Here is a 17,844-nt window from a genome sequence, read left to right on the forward strand (position 1 = left end):
AATGCCAAGCTGACCCCGGACCTCGCCGGGATGCGAAAGGAGAGCGCCCGCAGGGGCGCTCCCCGCGCCGATTACTCGCTCAGAACGAAGGGAGCGGTGTACTTGTCGACATTGTCCTTGGTGATCAGCAGGCAATCGAAGAGCTGCTTCTCGCTCGCCGCACCCGTGCTGCCGTTCTTGATCACGTTGTCCGCCTGCTTGACGGCCTCTTCGGAGAAGACGGCGACCGGCTGAAGAACCGTGTACTGCAACTCGCCCGCCTTGATGGCGGCGACCGCATCCGGCGAACCGTCGAAGCCGCCGACCTTGACCTGCTCCAGCTTGCCGGCCTCCTTCAGTGCCGCGATGGCGCCGAGCGCCATTTCGTCATTGCCGCTGATGACGCCGATGATGTCCGGATTCGCCTGCAGCATGGACTGCATCTTGGCGTGACCCTTGGTGCGGTCCCAGTCGGCGACTTCCTTGGCGGCCTTTTCGAGGTCCGGATACTGCGTCAGCACGGTCTCGTAACCGTTCGAGCGCGTCGCGGCATTGTTGTCGGCCGGATTGCCGAAGAGCTCGGCATATTTGCCCTTGTCGCCGACCGCCTCGACCCATTGCTGCGCACCGAGGGCCGCGCCCTGGGCGTTGTTCGAGACGAGCTGCGCCTTGGCAAGGCCTTCCTGGTTGATCTCGGCATTGACGAGGATGACCGGAATGCCCGCGGCGACGGCCTTCTTGACCGCGCCGACCGAACCGTCGGCATTGGCCGGATCGAGGATGATGGCGACCGACTTGTTGGTGATCGCGGTGTCGATCAGGTTGCTTTCGGTGTTGGTGTCCCCCTTGTGGGCGCCGACATTCGCGGTATAGCCGAGCTTTTCCGCCGTCGCCTTGGCGACTTCGCCTTCCGTGAACCAATAGGGGTTGGACGGATCGTTGACGATGATCGTCATCAGGCCTTCGGCGAAGGCGGAGCTGAAGAGCAACGGCACGACGGCGGTTGCTGCGAAGAGTACACGCATACCTTTTTTGAACATGGTCTCACTCCCTTTGTTGAGTCCGGTTGCGCCGATTTTCGGCAATACTTTCCGCTGCCGGGCGTTCGATGGTCCGCCTCTCCCGGCCGCAGTCAGTTCCTGTCAGTCGCCGCTTACCTTAGCGGCGGCCGTATTTGATGCTGTTCAACAGAACGGCGGTGACGATCACGGCGCCGGTGAAGACCGTCTGCCAGTAGGCCGAAACGCCGATGATCACGAGGCCGTCCGACAGGAAGCCGATGACGAAGGCGCCGAGCATGGTGCCGATGACCGTGCCGCGCCCGCCCGTCAGCGCCGCCCCGCCGATGACCACGGCGGCGATCGCCGTCAGTTCATAGGTCGTGCCCGCCGTCGGTCCGGCCGAGGTGAGCTGCGAGGAAAGCACCAGGCCCGCGACGGCCGCACAGACGCCGGAAAGCACATAGACGGTGATCTTGACCCGCTTGACCGGCACGCCCGAAAGCTCCGCCGCCCGCTCGTTGCCGCCGGAAGCATAGAGCCAGCGGCCGAAGGCCGTGCGCGTCAGGAGGATGTGGCAGATGATCGCGAAAACGAGCAGGACGAGGACGCCGATCGGCACGCCGGCAAGACGATTGAAGCCGAGCCAGTCGAAACCGGTATTGCCGAGCTCCGGGCGGCCGCCGAGATTGTTGTAGGTAAGGCCGTTGGTCATCAGGAGCGCGATGCCGCGGGCGACATAGAGCACGCCGAGCGTCGCGACGAAGGCGGGCACGCGCAGATAGGCGATCAGCACGCCATTGACCGCCCCGACCACCGCGCCGAGCAGGCAGGTCAGCACCACCACGACCCAGACCGAGGGATAGAGGATGACGCCGAGCTGCGGCAGAGTCACGCCCTGCATGAGAAAACCCGCGACGACGCCGGCTAGCCCGAGCGTCGAGCCGACCGAAAGATCGATGCCGCCATTGAGGATGACGAGCAGCATGCCGATGGCGAGCAGGCCGAAGATCGCCACATGCGAGGCCATGATGAGGAAGTTGCTGACCGTGAAATAGTTCGGCGACATCAGCGAGAAGACGACGACGATGGCGATCAGCGCGAAGAAGGCGCGGCCTTCGAACAGGAGCTCGACGAAGCCCTTCTTGCGCTTGCCGCTTCCGGCCGCTGCCTTTGTGTCGATTGCAGGTGTGACTGACATTGCTTCAGCGCTCCTAGTGCATTTCCAGCCGAAGCATCGCTTCGGCGTCGGAGAATGCGATAAAAACAACAACCCAGAGCAATTCCGGTGAACCGGGATCGCTCTAGTGGGCATGCACGGCTTCGCCGGAGGCGGCCATGATCTGTTCCTTGGTCACGTCGGGACCGAATTCCGCGGAGATGCGGCCGCGCCGCATGACGAGGATGCGGTGGGCGATGCTGAGGCATTCGCCGACCTCCGACGTTGTGTAGACGACGGCGAGACCCTGTTTTGCCCGCTCGGCGAGCAGCTTGAAGACCTCGGCCTTGGCGCCGATGTCGATGCCGCGGCTCGGCTCGTCGAGCAAGATGACGTCGGGATCGGTCGCCAGCATCTTGCCGATGACCACCTTCTGCTGGTTGCCGCCGGAGAGCGAGCCGATCGCCGCCCCGCCGCCATCGGTCTTGATGTGCACCTTGCGGATGGCGTTGCCGACGAGGCCCGCCTCGCGGGCGGGGGAGGTGAAAAGCCCGCGCGTGAAGGCGCCGAGGCTGGCGAGCGACAGGTTGCGGCCGACCGTCATGGTCTGCACCAGGCCGTCGCGCTGCCGGTCTTCCGGCACGAGCACGAGACCGTCGCGAATGCACTGCGAGATGGACTGCCCGGTGACGTCGCGGCCCTTCAGCACCACCCTGCCGGCTGACGCCTTGAGGCGGCCCGCGACCGTTTCGAGCAGTTCCGTGCGGCCCGCGCCCATCAGGCCATAGATGCAGACGATCTCGCCCGCCCGCACCGCAAGCGAAAGCCCGTCGACGACCGCATAGCCGGCACCGCCCGGATCGGGCACCGTCAGCCCTTCGATGGAGAGTGCGACATCGCCCTTCTCGTAGCCGGCCGGCGGGACGCCGAGATCGAAATTGTCGCCGACCATGTGGCGGACGATCCATTCGAGGTCGATGTCCTTGCGCTCGGCATAGGCCGTCATCACGCCGTCGCGCAGCACCACCGCATGGTTGGTGATCTGCAGGGCCTCTTCGAGATGGTGCGAGATATAGACGATGGAGACGCCGCGATTGGTAAGGTCCCGAATGACCTTGAACAGCACCTCGACTTCGGAGGCGCTGAGCGCCGAGGTCGGCTCGTCCATGATGAGGATGCGCGAATTGACCGAAAGAGCCCGCGCGATCTCGACGATCTGCTGCTGGCCGAGGCGCAGGTCCTCGACCGGGGTAAGAGGATCGATATCCTCTTCGAGTTCAGCCATCAGGAGCCGCGTCTGGCGCTCTTCTTCCGAAAAATCCACGCCCGTCGCCGTCATGATCTCGCGGCCCATGAAGATGTTGTCGCGGACGTTCATGTTCGGCGCGAGGCTCAGCTCCTGATGGATGATGGAGATGCCGCGGTCGCGTGCTTGGGAGGATGACGCGAAAACGATCGGATCTCCATCGAGAAGGATTTCGCCGGACGTCGGCTGCACCACGCCGGAGAGGATTTTCATCAGCGTCGACTTGCCGGCGCCGTTCTCGCCGAACAGCGTCGTCACCTGGCCGCGGTGAATGTCGAAATTGACGCCCTTTAGGGCATGGATGTTGCCATAGGCCTTCGCCACGTTGCGCGCGGCGAGCACGACCTCATCCTTTCGGCCGGGATCAAGCGCGCTCATTGGACGTCGAGCCTCACGGGCGTGACGATCCAGCTCTTCGGATTGACCAGCTTGAAGACGCCGATCACCGAGACGGTCTTGCCGGTGAGCGCCGCCGGATCGATGCCGGTGAGCACGACCTTCTTGACCTCGTTGTTGATGGCGGATCCCGCGTCCTGGTATTCGATCTGGTTCTTGAACTGGCCGAATTCGATCTGGCCGGTCGCATCGCGCAGGTCCGTGCCGTTCAGCGCCGGCCCGGTCTGCACGCGCAGGGTCAGCTCGGCCGGCAGGCCCTCGACGGCGACGACATTGTAGTTCGCCTTGCGTTCGCCGACGGTGCCGGTGAACTTGACCGGGATCACCGGCCCGACCGAGGTCGCGACGCCGTATTTCTCGCCGGCCGCCTTCCTGTCGGCGGCGATCGCCTGCGCCAGCTCAACGGCATCGACAGCGCGCGTCTCGACGCTCTGCTTGATCAACGGGAACTGCTCGGCGCCGAAAGCCTCGGCCGAGAATCTTTGCACCTGAACGTCGTTTTCCGAGCCGATGCGCACGATCTTCGTGTCGAAGATCATGGCGCCGACCAGCACCGCGGCGGCGACACCGATCCAACGGACGTTTCGCGCGGGCTGGGGCGATTTCGATTGCGTGGCGTCAGTCATGTCGATGGGCCTTGCGATTGAACGAAGGAAGTTTTAGCGGGCGCTCCGGCACGGCGCCGATGGCGCACGCGCGTCTGCATATGCGCTGCGGCCATCGGGCTGCGCTCTCTTCCGAGAAAAAAGGGTCATGACATCCTCCCATGGCCGGCGCCCGCCAGTCTCCTCACCGGCTTCGCGCTGCAGTGCACACATTTTCGCAGTTGCGGTATAAATGTGTTATATGTCGCAATGTATATGTTAAATTAACACAACTTGTCAATCGGCCTTTTTGCCCGCTGCATCTCCTTCCGCCACGCCCACACTCAAGAAATCACCCCTGCAAGAGAGGACAGAACGGAGGAAGCGCTACTGCCGGGCGGTCTCCGACACAAACAGGCAGGCGGCATTGATAGTCAATCAAACCATTGATTAAACTGAGCATAAATTGAAGCACAAGCGGCGACTACGCGGCAGCGACCGCATGCCGGCACCATGGCACGGGAAAGGTAGCGGCGGACGAGCTGCAAAAGCCGCCCGCCGCCCGTGAACATGCTCATCGCCTATAATATCTGAAAAAAAATTCGATGCTCGAAAAATTTTACGAGACACATGATAACTTTGTGGTATGTTCCATGGCGACATTCGGGAGGTTCGTGGTAAATTCCGTACGGACGGGCGGGCCCTGATCCGAAAACCACGCATTAAGGCCGAGAGACTATCGGGAGGATCGAATGCTCTGTTTCGGGTCAGGCGAAGCGGCACGGGCTGTCGCGGGATCCGCGGGTGCATGCCATGGTTGAAGCGGCTGACCTGATCATCGGCATCGACGCGGGCACTTCCGTGATGAAGGCCGTCGCCTTCACGCTTGCCGGCCGCCAGATCGCCAGCGCTTCCGTGCGCAACACCTACAGGACCGGCGAAGACGGCGCCGTCACCCAGTCGCTCGACCAGACCTGGCTCGACTGCACGCGCGCCCTGCGCAGCCTCGCCGAAAAGGTCGAAGGCCTCGCCAAGCGCACCGCCGCCATCGCCGTCACCGGCCAGGGCGACGGCACCTGGCTCGTCGGCGCGGAAAACCGGCCGGCCGGCGACGCGTGGCTCTGGCTCGACGCCCGCGCCGCGCCGACCGTCGAGCGGCTGGCCGCTGCGGACGCCGACCGCGTACGCTTTTCGGCGACAGGCACCGGCCTCAACACCTGCCAGCAGGGCACGCAGCTTGCCCATATGGACCAGTATTTCCCGGAGTTGCTCGCCGAAGCCGAAACGGCCATGCACTGCAAGGACTGGCTCTACCTCAACCTCACCGGCATCCGCGCCACCGACCCGTCCGAGGTGAGCTTCACCTTCGGCAATTTCCGCACCCGCCGCTATGACGATGACGTGCTCGCCGCCCTCGGCCTCACCCATCGCCGCAGCCTGCTGCCGGAGGTCATCGAGGGCACGCAGACCGTACATCCGCTGACGGCCGAAGCGGCCGCCGCCTCCGGCCTCGTGGCCGGCACGCCCGTCTGCCTCGGTTATGTCGACATGGTCATGACGGCGCTCGGAGCGGGCGTGCGCAGCGAAGGCCGCAACGCCGCCTGCTCCGCCATCGGTTCGACCGGCGTGCATCTGCTGGCAAAGCCCGTCGGCGACGTGGTGCTCAACGCCGAGCGCACCGGCTATGTCATCACCCTGCCGATCCCCGGCATCGTCACCCAGGTCCAGACCAACATGGGCGCGACGATCAATCTCGACTGGCTGCTGCAACTCGGCGCGGACCTGCTCGGCGAATTCGGCATCCCCGTCGGCCTTGACGAGATGATCACCCGGATCGACCCCTGGTTTGCCGAAAGCAGGCCCGGCAACATCCTCTATCACCCCTATATTTCCGAGGCCGGCGAGCGCGGCCCCTTCGTCAACGCCCGGGCACGCGCCAACTTCACCGGCCTTGCCAGCCGCCATCGCTACCCGGATCTCGTGCGCGCCGTCGTCGAGGGCCTCGGCATGGCGACGCGCGATTGTTACGCCGCCATGGGCGCCCTGCCGCCGGAACTGCGCATCAGCGGCGGCGCAGCACGCTCCGTGGCGCTGCGCGGCACGCTCGCCGCGGCGCTGGGCGCGCCGGTGCGGGTCAGCAGCCGAGAGGAGGCCGGCGCCGCCGGCGCTTCGATGATGGCCGCCGTCGCCATCGGCGCCTACCGCACCATGGACGATTGCATCGCCGACTGGGTGACGCCCGAGCTTGGCACGGCCGAACCACCGGCGCCGCAAGGCACCGAACGCATGACGCGCCTCTTCACCGCCTATTCGGATGTACGCCGGGGCATCGCTCCCGCCTGGGACATCCTGGCTGCGCATTGAGGAAAACGATCGCGCCTTCCCGCGGGGCGCCGAAGGAGACTGAGATGAACGAACCCGAGCATATCGACCTCTTCGTGATCGGCGGCGGCATCAACGGCGCCGGCATCGCCCGTGACGCGGCCGGCCGCGGGCTGAAGGTCGTGCTCTGCGAAAAGGGCGATCTCGCCGAGGGCACCTCCTCGCGCTCCGGCAAGCTGGTGCACGGGGGTCTGCGCTATCTCGAATATTACGAATTCCGCCTGGTGCGCGAGGCGCTGATCGAGCGCGAGGTGCTGCTCAACGCCGCCCCGCACATCATCTGGCCCATGCGTTTCGTGCTGCCGCACAGTCCAGAGGATCGCCCCGCCTGGCTCGTGCGTCTCGGCCTCTTCCTCTACGACCATCTCGGCGGCCGCAAGAAACTGCCGGGCACGCGCACGCTGGACCTGAGACGCGACCCCGAAGGCACGCCGATCCTCGACCAGTATACGCGTGGCTTCGAATATTCCGACTGCTGGGTGGACGACGCCCGGCTCGTCACGCTCAACGCCGTCGGCGCGGCGGAAAAGGGCGCCGTGGTGCTGACCCGCTCGCCCGCGATCTCCGCCCGCCGCGAAAACGGCGCCTGGACCGTGACGACGAAGAACAGCCTGACCGGCGAGATCCGCACCTTCCGCGCCAGATGCGTGGTCAACTGCGCCGGCCCCTGGGTCTCCGACGTCATCAACCGCGTCGCCGGCTCCAACTCCACGCGCAACGTGCGCCTCGTCAAGGGCAGCCACATCATCGTTCCGAAATTCTGGGCCGGCGCGAACGCCTATCTCGTGCAGAACCACGACAAGCGCGTCATCTTCATCAACCCCTATGAGGGCGACAAGGCGCTGATCGGCACCACCGACATCGCCTATGAGGGCCGCGCCGAGGATGTTTCGGCCGACGAGAGCGAAATCGACTACCTGCTCAAGGCGGTGAACCGCTATTTCAAGGAAAAGCTGCGCCGGCAGGATGTGCTGCATAGCTTTTCCGGCGTGCGCCCGCTGTTCGACGACGGCAAGGGCAATCCCTCCGCCGTCACCCGCGACTACGTCTTCGATCTCGACGAGACGGGCGGCGCGCCGCTGCTCAACGTCTTCGGCGGCAAGATCACCACCTTCCGCGAGCTTGCCGAGCGCGGCATGCAGCGCCTCAGGCCCATCTTCCCGAACATGGGCGACGACTGGACGGAAAAGGCCCCGCTGCCGGGCGGCGACATGCCGAACGCCGACTACGAGACCTTCGCCAACACCCTCCGCGACACCTATCCCTGGATGCCGCGCAAGCTGGTGCACCACTACGGCCGCCTCTACGGCACGCGCACGAAAAACGTCGTCGCCGGCGCAAGCAATCTGGACAGCCTCGGCCGGCATTTCGGCGGGCAGTTCTATGAGGCCGAGGCCCGCTATCTCGTCGCCAGCGAATGGGCCGATACGGCGGAAGACATCCTCTATCGCCGCACCAAGCACTACCTGCACCTGACCGAAGCCGAGCGCGCGGCCTTCGCCGACTGGTTCGACACCGCCCGCCTCGCCGCCGCCTGAGGACCGTTATGCCGCTGACGCTCTCGCTCAACACCAATCCTCTGGTCAACCGCTTCGCCGATCCCGACGACCTGATCGACACGGTCGCGCGAAAACTGCGCCTGCGCGACCTCCAGCTCACCCATGAATTCATCAATCCGAGCTGGAGCGCCACGACGATCCGCCGACTGACGCGGCAGATGGACAAGGCGCTCCAGCGCAGCGGCGTGCGCGTCACCTCGGGTATGACCGGCCCCTATGGCCGCCTCAACCATTTCGGCCATCCGGATGCGGAGGTGCGGCGCTATTATGTCGACTGGTTCAAGACCTTTGCCGATATCATCGGCGATCTCGGCGGCGCCGCCGTCGGCACCCAGTTCGCCATCTTCACCTACCGGGATTTCGACGATCCGGCTCGCCGCGCGGAGCTGATCGACATCGCCATCGACTGCTGGGCCGAGGTCGCCGAGCATGCCAGGGGCGCGGGCCTTTCCTATGTCTTCTGGGAACCGATGAGTGTCGGCCGTGAATTCGGCGAGACCATCGAGGCGTGCCTGTCGCTGCAGGACCGGCTCACCGCGGCAAATATGGCGATCCCCATGTGGATGATGGCCGATATCGACCATGGCGACGTCACCTCCGACAATCCGGACGACTTCGACCCCTACGCCTGGGCGCGCGCGGTGCCGAAGGTGTCGCCGATCATCCACATCAAGCAGAGCCTGATGGACAAGGGCGGCCACCGGCCCTTCACCGCCGAATTCAACGCCAGGGGCCGTATCCAGCCGGAACCGCTGTTGCAGGCCTTCGCCGAGGGCGGCGCCGCCGACAACGAGATCTGCCTCGAACTTTCCTTCAAGGAGCGCGAGCCGAACGACCGCGAGGTCATTCCGCAGATCGCAGAAAGCATCGCCTTCTGGGCTCCTCACATCGATACCGGTGCGTCGGACCTGAAGCTGGGCTGACCATCCCGAGGCCGCTTGCTAAGACTGGGCCTGAAGACCGCTTCCGGTTGAAAGCAGGACAGGACATCGCCGATGACCGACATTGAAGACTCCCTCGCCGTCCGCGCCGCCTGGCTGCACTATGTCGGCGGGTTCACCCAGTCCGCCGTGGCGAAAAGGCTCGGCATTCCCTCGGTGAAGGCACACCGGCTGATCGCCCGCGCCGTCGCCGAGGGCGTGGTGAAGGTCAGCATCGACGGCGAGATCGCCGAATGCGTCCAGCTCGAGCTCGATCTTTCCACCCGTTACGGGCTCGACTATTGCGAGGTCGCACCCGATGTCGACGACGATCCGCTGGCCCTGACGACGCTCGGCCATATCGGCGCGGATTTCCTTCGGCGCGAAATCGAACGCGGCGAAGCCGCCGTCATCGGCTTCGGCCACGGCCGCACGCTCTCGGCGGCCGTGCATCATCTGCCGCGGATCAGCGCCAGCGGCACGCGCTTCGTTTCGCTGCTCGGCGGCCTCACCCGCAACTACGCCGCCAACCCCTACGACGTCATGCATCGCCTGGCGGCCAAGACGGGCACCCAGGCCTATGTGATGCCGGTGCCGTTCTTCGCGAACACCGAGGAGGACCGGGAAGTGCTGCTCTCGCAGCGCGGCGTCAGCGAGGTGTTCAACCTCGCCCGCAGCGCCGATCTCAAGGTCGTCGGCATCGGCACCGTCGACAACCAGGCCCACCTCGTCACCTCGGGCATGTTGCAGCCCGACGAACTGGAGGAGATCGTCGCGCTCGGCGGCGTCGGCGAACTGCTCGGCCATTTCTTCGACGCCAAGGGTCGCATCCTCGAAACCGCCGTGACCGCCCGGACCCTTGCCGCCTCGTTCTCGGAAGCGGGCGGGGACCGGATCGTCGCGATTGCCGGCGGGCCGGTGAAGACCGAGGCCATCCGCGCCGTGCTGCACAGCCACACCCTTCACGGGCTCATCACGGACGAGCGGACGGCGCGGCAGCTTCTGCAGAGCTCGACATAGAAAAATCACAAAATAACATACTTTATGTTATATTATGTGCGAAAGGATGTTATAGGCCTGACCGCAGCGTGAGATGGAGAACGCCGTGAAACGAGAAGAGCGCAGGCAGGAGATCATCAATCTTCTGGTCGAAAGCCGGGCCGTCGAACTCGACGACGTCGCGGCACGCTTCGGCGTCTCCAAGATGACCATCCACCGCGACCTCGACGATTTGGAACGGGCAGGCGTGCTTCGGAAAGTGCGCGGCGGCGCGACGATCGATGCCGGCACCCAGTTCGAAAGCGATTTCCGCTTCCGCGAACTGCAGGAGGCCGACGTCAAGCGGGCGCTGGCCGAAGCCGCCGCGGAACTGGTCGAGCCGGGCATGACGGTGATGATCAACGACGGCTCGATGGCCTCGGTGCTCGGCGACGTTCTGTGCGCGAAGAAGCCGATCACCCTCATCACCAACAACGCCGCCATCCTGGAACGCGCCAAGGGCATGTCCGGCGTGACGCTGATCGGCCTCGGCGGCGTCTTCTCGGCGAAGTTCAACGCCTATTTCGGCATCGTGACGGAAGAGGCGCTGTCGCGGCTGCGCGCCGACATCGCCTTCGTCTCGGCCCCGGCCGCCTCGGGGCGCCTCTCCTATCACATGGACGAGGCCGTGGTGCGGGCCAAGCGGGCGATGATGGCGGCGAGCCGGCAGAAATGCCTGCTGATCAACAGCCGCCGCTTCGGCCACACGGCGCTGCACGTGCTCGCCGACCTTGCCGAATTCGACACGGTCATTTCAGACAAACCCCTGCCGCACGACACCGCCGCGGAACTTGGCGGCCGGACGACGGTCAGGATCGCAAAGGAGACGACGTCATGAGCCGCACATTCTGGGTCGGCACGAGCTGGAAGATGAACAAGACGCTGGCGGAGGCAACGGTTTTCGCCGAGGGGCTGAAAGCCGCCGATAGCGGCCGCGAACCCCGCATCCAGCGTTTCGTCATTCCGCCCTTCACCGCCGTGCGCGAGGTCAAGGCGCTCCTTGCCGGCACCTCGGTGAAGGTCGGCGCGCAGAACATGCACTGGGCGGACGAAGGCGCCTGGACCGGCGAGATTTCGCCGGTGATGCTGAAGGACTGCAATCTCGATCTCGTCGAGCTCGGCCATTCCGAGCGCCGCGAGCATTTCGGCGAAACGGACGAGACGGTCGGCCTGAAGACCGAAGCTGCCGTGCGCCACGGCCTCGTACCGCTGATCTGCATCGGCGAAACGCTCGCCGACCGCGAAGGCGGCAATGCGACCGAGGTTCTCGCCCAGCAGGTGCGCGGCGCGCTCTCGCGGCTCGACACCACGCAGAAGCAGGCGGACATCCTGCTCGCCTACGAGCCCGTCTGGGCGATCGGTGAAAAGGGCATCCCGGCAAGCGCGGACTATGCGGATGCCCGCCATGCCGAGATCGCCGAGGTCGCGGAAAAAGTCCTCGGCCGCCGCATTCCCTGCCTCTACGGCGGCTCGGTCAACCCTGAGAACTGCGAGGAACTGATCGCCTGCCCCAATATCGACGGGCTCTTCATCGGCCGCTCAGCCTGGAAGGTTGAAGGCTATCTCGACATCCTGGCGCGCTGCGCCGCCACCATCTGAAAGGAGACTTCCCATGAAACTTGCAATTGCCGGTGACAGTGCGGGCGAAGGCCTCGCCAAGATTCTCGCCGATCACCTGAAGGACCGCCATGAGGTGCACGAGATCTCGCGCACCGATGCCGGCCCGGACGCATTTTACGCCAACCTCTCCGACCGCGTCGCCTCCGCCGTCATCGCCGGTGATTACGACCGCGCGATCCTCGTCTGCGGCACCGGCATCGGCGTCTGCATCTCGGCCAACAAGGTGCCCGGCATCCGCGCCGCGCTGACGCACGACACCTATTCGGCCGAGCGCGCCGCGCTGTCCAACAACGCCCAGATCATCACCATGGGCGCGCGCGTCATCGGCTCGGAACTGGCAAAGTCCATCGCCGACGCCTTCCTCGCCCAGACCTTCGACGAGAACGGCCGCTCGGCCGGCAATGTCCAGGCGATCAACGAGGTCGACGCCAAGTACAACGCCGGCAAGTAAGCCGAGCGCGAAAGCGGAATGCGGCCTGGCCGCGTTCCGCTCTTTTGTAGGAAAGAGCTAACCGAGCGCCGCCCGGAGCTTGCTCGGCGGCGGCGGGGCGTAACCGCCGAGGCGGGATGTACGCAGGTTGAGGCCGGCCATGGCCTCGGCCAGCCTGACCGCGCAGGTGACGCCGTCGAGCACCGGCAGACCGTGCTCGCCGGCAAGGTCGTTCGCAAGGCTCGCCATGCCGGCGCAGCCGAGCACGATCGCCTCCGCTCGGTCCTCGCTAACGGCGAGGCCGATTTCGGCGCTGATCTTCTGGCGCGCATTGGAGCCCGGCTGCTCCAGTTCCAGCACCGCCACCTCCGAGGAACGCACGCGGGCGCAGCGAGCCGAAAGGCCGTAGCGCGAGAGATTGTGCTCAAGCGCCGGCACCGAACGGGCGAGCGTCGTGACCACCGAGAACTTGTTCGAGATCATCGAGGCGAAGTGATAGGCCGCCTCGCCGATGCCGATCACCGGCCGGTCGGTAAGGCAGCGCGCTGCATCGAGCCCGGTATCGTCGAAACAGGCGATGACGACGGCATCGCAATCCGGATTATCCTTGATGACACCGAGCAGGCCGGCAAGGCTCATCGCCTCGTCGAAATAGCCTTCGATCGAGACCGGCCCCTTCACCGGGTTGACGGCGACGATCTCGGTTCCGGCAGAGGCGGCGCCGCGCGCCGCCTTGCCGATATGGTCCGTCATCGATGCTGTGGTGTTGGGGTTGATGACGAGGATTTTCATGTCAGAGTTCGCCTCCGAGATAGGCAGCCTTGATGCGGTCGTCGTTCATCAGGTCCCTGGAATTGCCCGACAGCGCGATCGACCCGGTGGAAAGCGCATAGGCGCGGTTGGAGATGGACAGCGCCATGCGGCTGTTCTGTTCGACGAGGAGGATGGAGACCTTCTCGTCGCGGCTGATGGCGACGATGGCGCGGGCGATGTCCTGCACCAGCTTCGGCGCGATGCCGAGCGACGGCTCGTCCAGCAGCAGCAGTTTCGGGCGGGCCATCAGCGCGCGGCCGATCACCATCATCTGCTGCTCGCCGCCCGACATGGTGTTCGCCTGCTGATGGTAGCGTTCGCGCAGGCGCGGGAAACGCGTCAGCACGTTCTCCAGCGTCTGCTCGATCTCCGCCTTGTCGGTGCGGGTGAAAGCCCCCATCAGGAGATTGTCCTTCACCGACATCAGCGGGAAGGCGCGGCGGCCCTCGGGCACCATGGAAATGCCCTTGCGCACCACATCGGACGCGGGGGTACCGTCGAGGCGCTGGCCCTGGTAGAAGATCTGGCCGGACTTGACCGGCCGGAGCCCCGTGATCGCCCGAAGGATCGAGGATTTGCCCGCCCCGTTCGCGCCGATCAGCGCGACGGTTTCGCCCTCGTCCACATCGATGGAGACGCCCTTCAGCGCATAGATGTGGTCGTAGTAGAGTTCGATATTCTCAACGCTCAATATCTTCGTCATGGCTTACATCCCGATCGCCGCATCTTCGGAGCCGAGATAGGCTTCGATCACCTTCTCGTTCTCGCGGATTTCCTGGGGGGTGCCCTCGGCCAGCTTCTGGCCGAAGTTGATGCACACGATGCGGTCGCTGATCTTCATGACAGCGGGCATGTCGTGCTCGACGAGGAGCACGGTGACGCCGCGCTCGTCGCGCAGGCGCCGCACGAGGCCGACCATCTTCATCGTCTCGTCATGGTTCATGCCGGCGAAGGGTTCGTCGAGCAGGATGACCTTCGGATCGGTGGCAAGACCGATGGCCATGCCGAGCGCTCGCAGATGCCCCTGCGGCAGGTTGGAGGCGAGCTCGTTGCGGATGGCCTGGAGGCCGAGGAAATCGACGATGTCGTCCGCCGAGGCCGCGAAGGCCGCCTCGTCGTCCTTCGCCTGCTTCGTGCCGAGGAAGAAGCCGAAGAGGCTCGCCTTCGAGCGCAGGTGATGGGAGACGATGATGTTCTCGCGCACCGTCATGGAGCGGAAGATCGTCGTTTCCTGGAAGGTGCGCACGACGCCCATGCGGGCCACTTTGTGCGGGGCGAGGCTGGAGATGCGCTCCCCGTTGAAGAGCACCTCCCCGCTGGTCGCCGGCACGAAGGAGGAGATCAGCTTGAACAGCGTCGATTTTCCCGCACCGTTCGGGCCGATCACCGAGAGGATCTCGCCCTTGTTGACGTCGAAAGAGACGTCGTTGACCGCCGTCAGGCCACCATAGCGCTTGGTGATGTTCTTGATCTGCAGGATGGTGCTCATGCGCGGCCCTCCTTCTTGTCGAGAAGGCTGAGAACCCCGTTCGGCAGGACAAGCATGAGCAGGATCATGACGCCGGAGTAGACGAGGAGCTGGTATTGCTTGGCGATCGACAGGAGGTCCCAGCCGAAATAGAGCAGCAGCGTGCCGAGCATCGGGCCGAAGACATAGCCAAGGCCACCGAGGAAGCAGTAGAGCATGAAGTTCACACTGTCGGCGACCACGAAGGAGGACGGATAGATCGACTGGGCGATGGAGGCGAACATGGCCCCGGCAATACCGCCGAAGAACGAAGAGATCGCATAGGCGAGCACCCTGAGATAGGCGGTGTTGACGCCGATCGAGGCCGAAAGCTCCTCGTTCTGCTGGAGGCTGCGGCACAGATGCCCGAGCCGCGAGTTCACGATGCGCCAGAGCACCAGATAGGTGACGACCATCAGCACGACGGCCATCATGTAGAAGCCGATGCGCGGATTGGAGAGCGAGCCGAAGGCCGGGATGATCGTCAGGCCGAAGAGGGAAAGCTCGCCCGGCAGCGGGATCGAGGTGATGCCCTTGGCACCGTTCGTGACCGGCAAGGCGAGCGCGGAAAGGCGCGCGACCTCCGTCAGCACCAGCGTCACCATGGCGAAGTAGACGCCGCGAAGACGCAGGATCGGCAAGCCGATCACCACCGAGATGGCGGCGCAGAAGAGGCCGGCCAGCGGCAGCGTCAGCCAGAAGGAGACGCCGGCTTGCGTGACCAGTATGGCCGACACATAGCCGCCCACCAGCGCATAGGCGCCCTGGCCGATATTGATGCGGCCGATATAGAAGGTGAGCCAGACGCCGGCCGCCCCGACGGAGAGGAGCGCGACCGAGGTCAGCGTATAGAAGAAATCGACGCGACCGGTGGCGCCGATGAACAGCGGCACGAGCACGAAGACGGCAAGAAGGAAGACGGCGAAGCCGAGCAGTTTTTTCGTGTCCATGATCTCAACCCCACGGCTTGCCCATCAGCCCCTGCGGGCGGACGGCCAGGAACACCATCAGCGAGGCGAAGATCACGAGATAGGTGATGTCGCCATAGGCCGAGAGCACGGTGAGACCGACGCTCTCCATCATGCCGAGGATGAAACCGCCGGCGATCGCCCCGGAAATCACGCCCGCGCCGCCGATCATGATCATCAGGAAGGCCTTGATCGAGGTCGGGCCGCCCATGCCGAGATTGACGCCGGTGATGGTGACGAGCAGGCCGCCGACGAGGCCGGCCAGCATCGCGCCGAGCGCAAAGCCGATCATCGAATAGCGGGCGACGTTCACGCCCATCAGCTGGGCGGCCATCTTGTCCTGCGCGAGCGCCCGCATGGCGCGCCCGGTCTTGGAGTAGTTCATGAAGGCGATGAAGGCCACGATGAGCAGGATGGCGAGCACGCCGATCAGGATGCGGTCATAGGGCATGATGATGCGCATGTCCCAGTTGAAGACGCCGTTGACGATCTTCGGCACGCCGCGCTGCTTTTCCCCGAAGAACAAGAGGATGACGGCATCGAGGAAGAAGGCGACGCCCGCGGCGAGCAGCATGGTCGATTCATCGCGCTTGGAGCGACGGACGACCGGCGCGAAGAGGAATTTCTCGATCGCCGCGCCCATGACCGCAAGGACGATCGCCGAGGCGAAGAGGCCGACGATGAACGGCAGGCCGAGCTGGACGACGACGGTATAGGTGACGAAGCCGCCGAAGACGTACATCTGCCCGTGGGCGAAGTTCAAGACGTTCATCAGCGAGAAGATCAGCGTCAGCCCGAGGGCGATCAACGCATATTGCGCCCCGAGGTAGAGACCATTGGCGATTATCTGTTCCATCGTGAGCCTCCAATGGAAGAAGGTTCAGGCAAAGAGAGACCCGGCCCGACGACTTGGCGCCGTCCGGGTCCCCATCTTGAAAGTGCCTAGGCTCCGATCAGTCGACCTGGCCGACGAACAGCGTCTCGAACTTGCCGCCCTTGTACTCGTTCACGACGAGCGGTACGGAGACCTGGCGCTTCTGGCCGAAGGAGGTCGTGCCGACATATTTCAGCTTGGCGTCGCCCTTCATGAAGGGGTTGGCGGCCTCGAACGTGTCCATGGTCTTCTTGTACTCCTCGACATTGTCGATCGCCGCCGGGTTCGCCTTCAGCGTCTCGATGATATATTCGAGCGCATAGACCTTGGTGTTGGACTCGTCATTGTATTCGCCGAACATCTTCGTGTAGCGCTCGACGAATTCGTTCATCGCGTCGCTGGCAAGCTCCGGCGTCGATGCGCCGCCGACCGAGATGAAGCCCTCGGCAAGCTCGCCCGCCCCTTCGGCAAGCACGGTCGCATCCTGCGCCGTTTCCGTGGAGATGAGGCCGGTATAGCCGAGTTCGCGCGCCGAGCGGATGAGCTGCGGCGCATTGGCCGGCGAGACGCCCGAAAGCACGAGCAGATCGGGCGAGGCCTGGATGACCGGCAGCAGCACCGGCGTGAAGTCGGTGGTGTCCACCTGGTAGGTCACGTTTCCGGAAACCACCTCGAGGCCGAGCGCCTGCGCCGCCGCAATGCCGGATTCACGCTGGCTGAGCGGGTCGGATTCGTTGGCCGCGACGAAGGCGACCTTCTTCACACCCTTGTTTTCCATGAGATATTTGTAGATGGCCGGGCCCGACTGGTAGTTCGCCACCATGCCGAGGATCGCGTTGGATGCCGGCGGCGTGTAGAGCTCCTTCGGGAAGGCGTAGGGGAAATACATGATGCCGTTCTGCTCGGCGACCGGGCGGACCGCGGCCGCGCCGTCATCGACGTTCGGGCCGACGACGTAGTGCACGCCGTCCTGCGCCATCTTCTCCATGCCGGCGATGGCACGCTTGGGGTCCTTCTGGTCGTCGAAGGGCACGATCTCGATATTGTAGGTCTTGTCGCCGATCGTCACGCCGCCGAGCTCGTTCAGCCAGGCCGCGCGCGCCTCCATCGAGCGCTGGTTGGAAATGCCCCAGGCCGCTGCGGGGCCGGAGGTGACACCGACGAAGCCGATCTTCAGCGTGGCGTTCTGCGCATAGGCCATCAGCGGCAACGACAGCATGGTCGCTGCGGCAAGAGCGGAAACTTTCAGGAATGTGCGCTTGTGCATGATTGTTCTTCCTCTGGGCCATTGATCTGTTTTTGATAGGCGCA

The 17,844-nt window shown here is 64.6% G+C and carries 17 protein-coding genes; 7 read left to right on the forward strand and 10 right to left on the reverse strand.

Annotated elements, in window-relative coordinates; translation table 11 throughout:
• Positions 1-71: 71 nt before the first annotated feature.
• The 4 genes from AABF56_RS16100 to AABF56_RS16115 form a co-directional block, all read right to left on the reverse strand.
• Positions 72-1,019 carry a D-ribose ABC transporter substrate-binding protein gene (locus tag AABF56_RS16100; protein WP_244769835.1) on the reverse strand — a complete coding sequence of 316 codons (948 nt, stop codon included), beginning with the start codon at positions 1,017-1,019 and terminating at the stop codon, positions 72-74.
• Between the two features lie 118 nt (positions 1,020-1,137).
• Entirely contained in the window at positions 1,138-2,178 is a 1,041-nt protein-coding gene (locus tag AABF56_RS16105; protein ID WP_244769834.1) for an ABC transporter permease, read from the reverse strand.
• Between the two features lie 103 nt (positions 2,179-2,281).
• Positions 2,282-3,820, reverse strand: coding sequence for a sugar ABC transporter ATP-binding protein (locus AABF56_RS16110; RefSeq protein WP_272806704.1), 1,539 nt, complete (start codon positions 3,818-3,820; stop codon positions 2,282-2,284).
• Positions 3,817-4,464, reverse strand: coding sequence for a DUF2291 family protein (locus AABF56_RS16115; RefSeq protein ID WP_272806705.1), 648 nt, complete (start codon positions 4,462-4,464; stop codon positions 3,817-3,819). The genes AABF56_RS16110 and AABF56_RS16115 overlap by 4 nt, the downstream gene beginning before the upstream one ends.
• A gap of 771 nt (positions 4,465-5,235) precedes the next feature.
• Between AABF56_RS16115 and AABF56_RS16120 the strand changes: the two genes are divergently transcribed.
• The 7 genes from AABF56_RS16120 to derI all read left to right on the forward strand — a co-directional run bounded on the left by AABF56_RS16120 (position 5,236) and on the right by derI (position 12,392).
• Positions 5,236-6,786: an FGGY-family carbohydrate kinase gene (locus AABF56_RS16120; protein ID WP_272806706.1), complete on the forward strand. Its 1,551-nt coding sequence runs from the start codon at positions 5,236-5,238 to the stop codon at positions 6,784-6,786.
• A 44-nt stretch (positions 6,787-6,830) separates the two neighbouring features.
• On the forward strand, positions 6,831-8,342 hold the full coding sequence (locus tag AABF56_RS16125; protein ID WP_272806707.1) for a glycerol-3-phosphate dehydrogenase: 1,512 nt from the start codon (positions 6,831-6,833) through the stop codon (positions 8,340-8,342).
• Positions 8,343-8,350: 8 nt separating this feature from the next.
• The gene (locus AABF56_RS16130; protein WP_272806708.1) at positions 8,351-9,286 is read left to right on the forward strand and encodes a TIM barrel protein; all 936 of its coding nucleotides are present in this window, start codon (positions 8,351-8,353) and stop codon (positions 9,284-9,286) included.
• A 72-nt stretch (positions 9,287-9,358) separates the two neighbouring features.
• Complete coding sequence (locus AABF56_RS16135; protein WP_244769828.1) at positions 9,359-10,303, forward strand: sugar-binding transcriptional regulator; 945 nt, start codon at positions 9,359-9,361, stop codon at positions 10,301-10,303.
• 85 nt (positions 10,304-10,388) lie between these two features.
• Complete coding sequence (locus tag AABF56_RS16140; protein ID WP_272806709.1) at positions 10,389-11,159, forward strand: DeoR/GlpR family DNA-binding transcription regulator; 771 nt, start codon at positions 10,389-10,391, stop codon at positions 11,157-11,159.
• Positions 11,156-11,920, forward strand: a complete 765-nt coding sequence (locus AABF56_RS16145; protein ID WP_272806710.1) for a triose-phosphate isomerase — start codon at positions 11,156-11,158, stop codon at positions 11,918-11,920. Before AABF56_RS16140 ends, AABF56_RS16145 begins: the two co-directional genes overlap by 4 nt.
• Before the next feature lie 13 nt (positions 11,921-11,933).
• Complete coding sequence (gene derI, locus AABF56_RS16150; protein ID WP_244769825.1) at positions 11,934-12,392, forward strand: D-erythrulose-4-phosphate isomerase; 459 nt, start codon at positions 11,934-11,936, stop codon at positions 12,390-12,392.
• A gap of 57 nt (positions 12,393-12,449) precedes the next feature.
• On the opposite strand, the gene AABF56_RS16155 is transcribed toward derI, so the two are convergent.
• The 6 genes from AABF56_RS16155 to AABF56_RS16180 all read right to left on the reverse strand — a co-directional run bounded on the left by AABF56_RS16155 (position 12,450) and on the right by AABF56_RS16180 (position 17,800).
• Positions 12,450-13,163, reverse strand: coding sequence for an aspartate/glutamate racemase family protein (locus AABF56_RS16155; protein ID WP_272806711.1), 714 nt, complete (start codon positions 13,161-13,163; stop codon positions 12,450-12,452).
• Between the two features lies 1 nt (position 13,164).
• Positions 13,165-13,887, reverse strand: coding sequence for an ABC transporter ATP-binding protein (locus AABF56_RS16160; RefSeq protein WP_244769823.1), 723 nt, complete (start codon positions 13,885-13,887; stop codon positions 13,165-13,167).
• A gap of 3 nt (positions 13,888-13,890) precedes the next feature.
• Positions 13,891-14,673 (reverse strand): ABC transporter ATP-binding protein, encoded by a 783-nt coding sequence (locus tag AABF56_RS16165; RefSeq protein ID WP_272806712.1) that lies wholly within the window; start codon positions 14,671-14,673, stop codon positions 13,891-13,893.
• A complete protein-coding gene (locus tag AABF56_RS16170) occupies positions 14,670-15,641 on the reverse strand; it encodes a branched-chain amino acid ABC transporter permease (RefSeq protein WP_272806713.1) in 972 nt (323 codons plus the stop codon). Before AABF56_RS16170 ends, AABF56_RS16165 begins: the two co-directional genes overlap by 4 nt.
• A 4-nt stretch (positions 15,642-15,645) precedes the next feature.
• A complete protein-coding gene (locus AABF56_RS16175; RefSeq protein WP_244769820.1) occupies positions 15,646-16,515 on the reverse strand; it encodes a branched-chain amino acid ABC transporter permease in 870 nt (289 codons plus the stop codon).
• Between the two features lie 97 nt (positions 16,516-16,612).
• Entirely contained in the window at positions 16,613-17,800 is a 1,188-nt protein-coding gene (locus AABF56_RS16180) for an ABC transporter substrate-binding protein (protein ID WP_244769819.1), read from the reverse strand.
• Between the last annotated feature and the right edge of the window lie 44 nt (positions 17,801-17,844).

The organism is Shinella sp. WSC3-e, assembly GCF_945994535.1.
Classification (GTDB): Bacteria; Pseudomonadota; Alphaproteobacteria; order Rhizobiales; family Rhizobiaceae; genus Shinella; species Shinella yambaruensis.

Coding starts and splice junctions, on each gene's coding strand:
- AABF56_RS16100 (WP_244769835.1), bottom strand. CDS start 1,019: ATGTTCAAAAAAGGTATGCGTGTACTCTTCGCAGCAACCGCCGTCGTG.
- AABF56_RS16105 (WP_244769834.1), bottom strand. CDS start 2,178: ATGTCAGTCACACCTGCAATCGACACAAAGGCAGCGGCCGGAAGCGGC.
- AABF56_RS16110 (WP_272806704.1), bottom strand. CDS start 3,820: ATGAGCGCGCTTGATCCCGGCCGAAAGGATGAGGTCGTGCTCGCCGCG.
- AABF56_RS16115 (WP_272806705.1), bottom strand. CDS start 4,464: ATGACTGACGCCACGCAATCGAAATCGCCCCAGCCCGCGCGAAACGTC.
- AABF56_RS16120 (WP_272806706.1), top strand. CDS start 5,236: ATGGTTGAAGCGGCTGACCTGATCATCGGCATCGACGCGGGCACTTCC.
- AABF56_RS16125 (WP_272806707.1), top strand. CDS start 6,831: ATGAACGAACCCGAGCATATCGACCTCTTCGTGATCGGCGGCGGCATC.
- AABF56_RS16130 (WP_272806708.1), top strand. CDS start 8,351: ATGCCGCTGACGCTCTCGCTCAACACCAATCCTCTGGTCAACCGCTTC.
- AABF56_RS16135 (WP_244769828.1), top strand. CDS start 9,359: ATGACCGACATTGAAGACTCCCTCGCCGTCCGCGCCGCCTGGCTGCAC.
- AABF56_RS16145 (WP_272806710.1), top strand. CDS start 11,156: ATGAGCCGCACATTCTGGGTCGGCACGAGCTGGAAGATGAACAAGACG.
- derI (WP_244769825.1), top strand. CDS start 11,934: ATGAAACTTGCAATTGCCGGTGACAGTGCGGGCGAAGGCCTCGCCAAG.
- AABF56_RS16155 (WP_272806711.1), bottom strand. CDS start 13,163: ATGAAAATCCTCGTCATCAACCCCAACACCACAGCATCGATGACGGAC.
- AABF56_RS16160 (WP_244769823.1), bottom strand. CDS start 13,887: ATGACGAAGATATTGAGCGTTGAGAATATCGAACTCTACTACGACCAC.
- AABF56_RS16165 (WP_272806712.1), bottom strand. CDS start 14,673: ATGAGCACCATCCTGCAGATCAAGAACATCACCAAGCGCTATGGTGGC.
- AABF56_RS16170 (WP_272806713.1), bottom strand. CDS start 15,641: ATGGACACGAAAAAACTGCTCGGCTTCGCCGTCTTCCTTCTTGCCGTC.
- AABF56_RS16175 (WP_244769820.1), bottom strand. CDS start 16,515: ATGGAACAGATAATCGCCAATGGTCTCTACCTCGGGGCGCAATATGCG.
- AABF56_RS16180 (WP_244769819.1), bottom strand. CDS start 17,800: ATGCACAAGCGCACATTCCTGAAAGTTTCCGCTCTTGCCGCAGCGACC.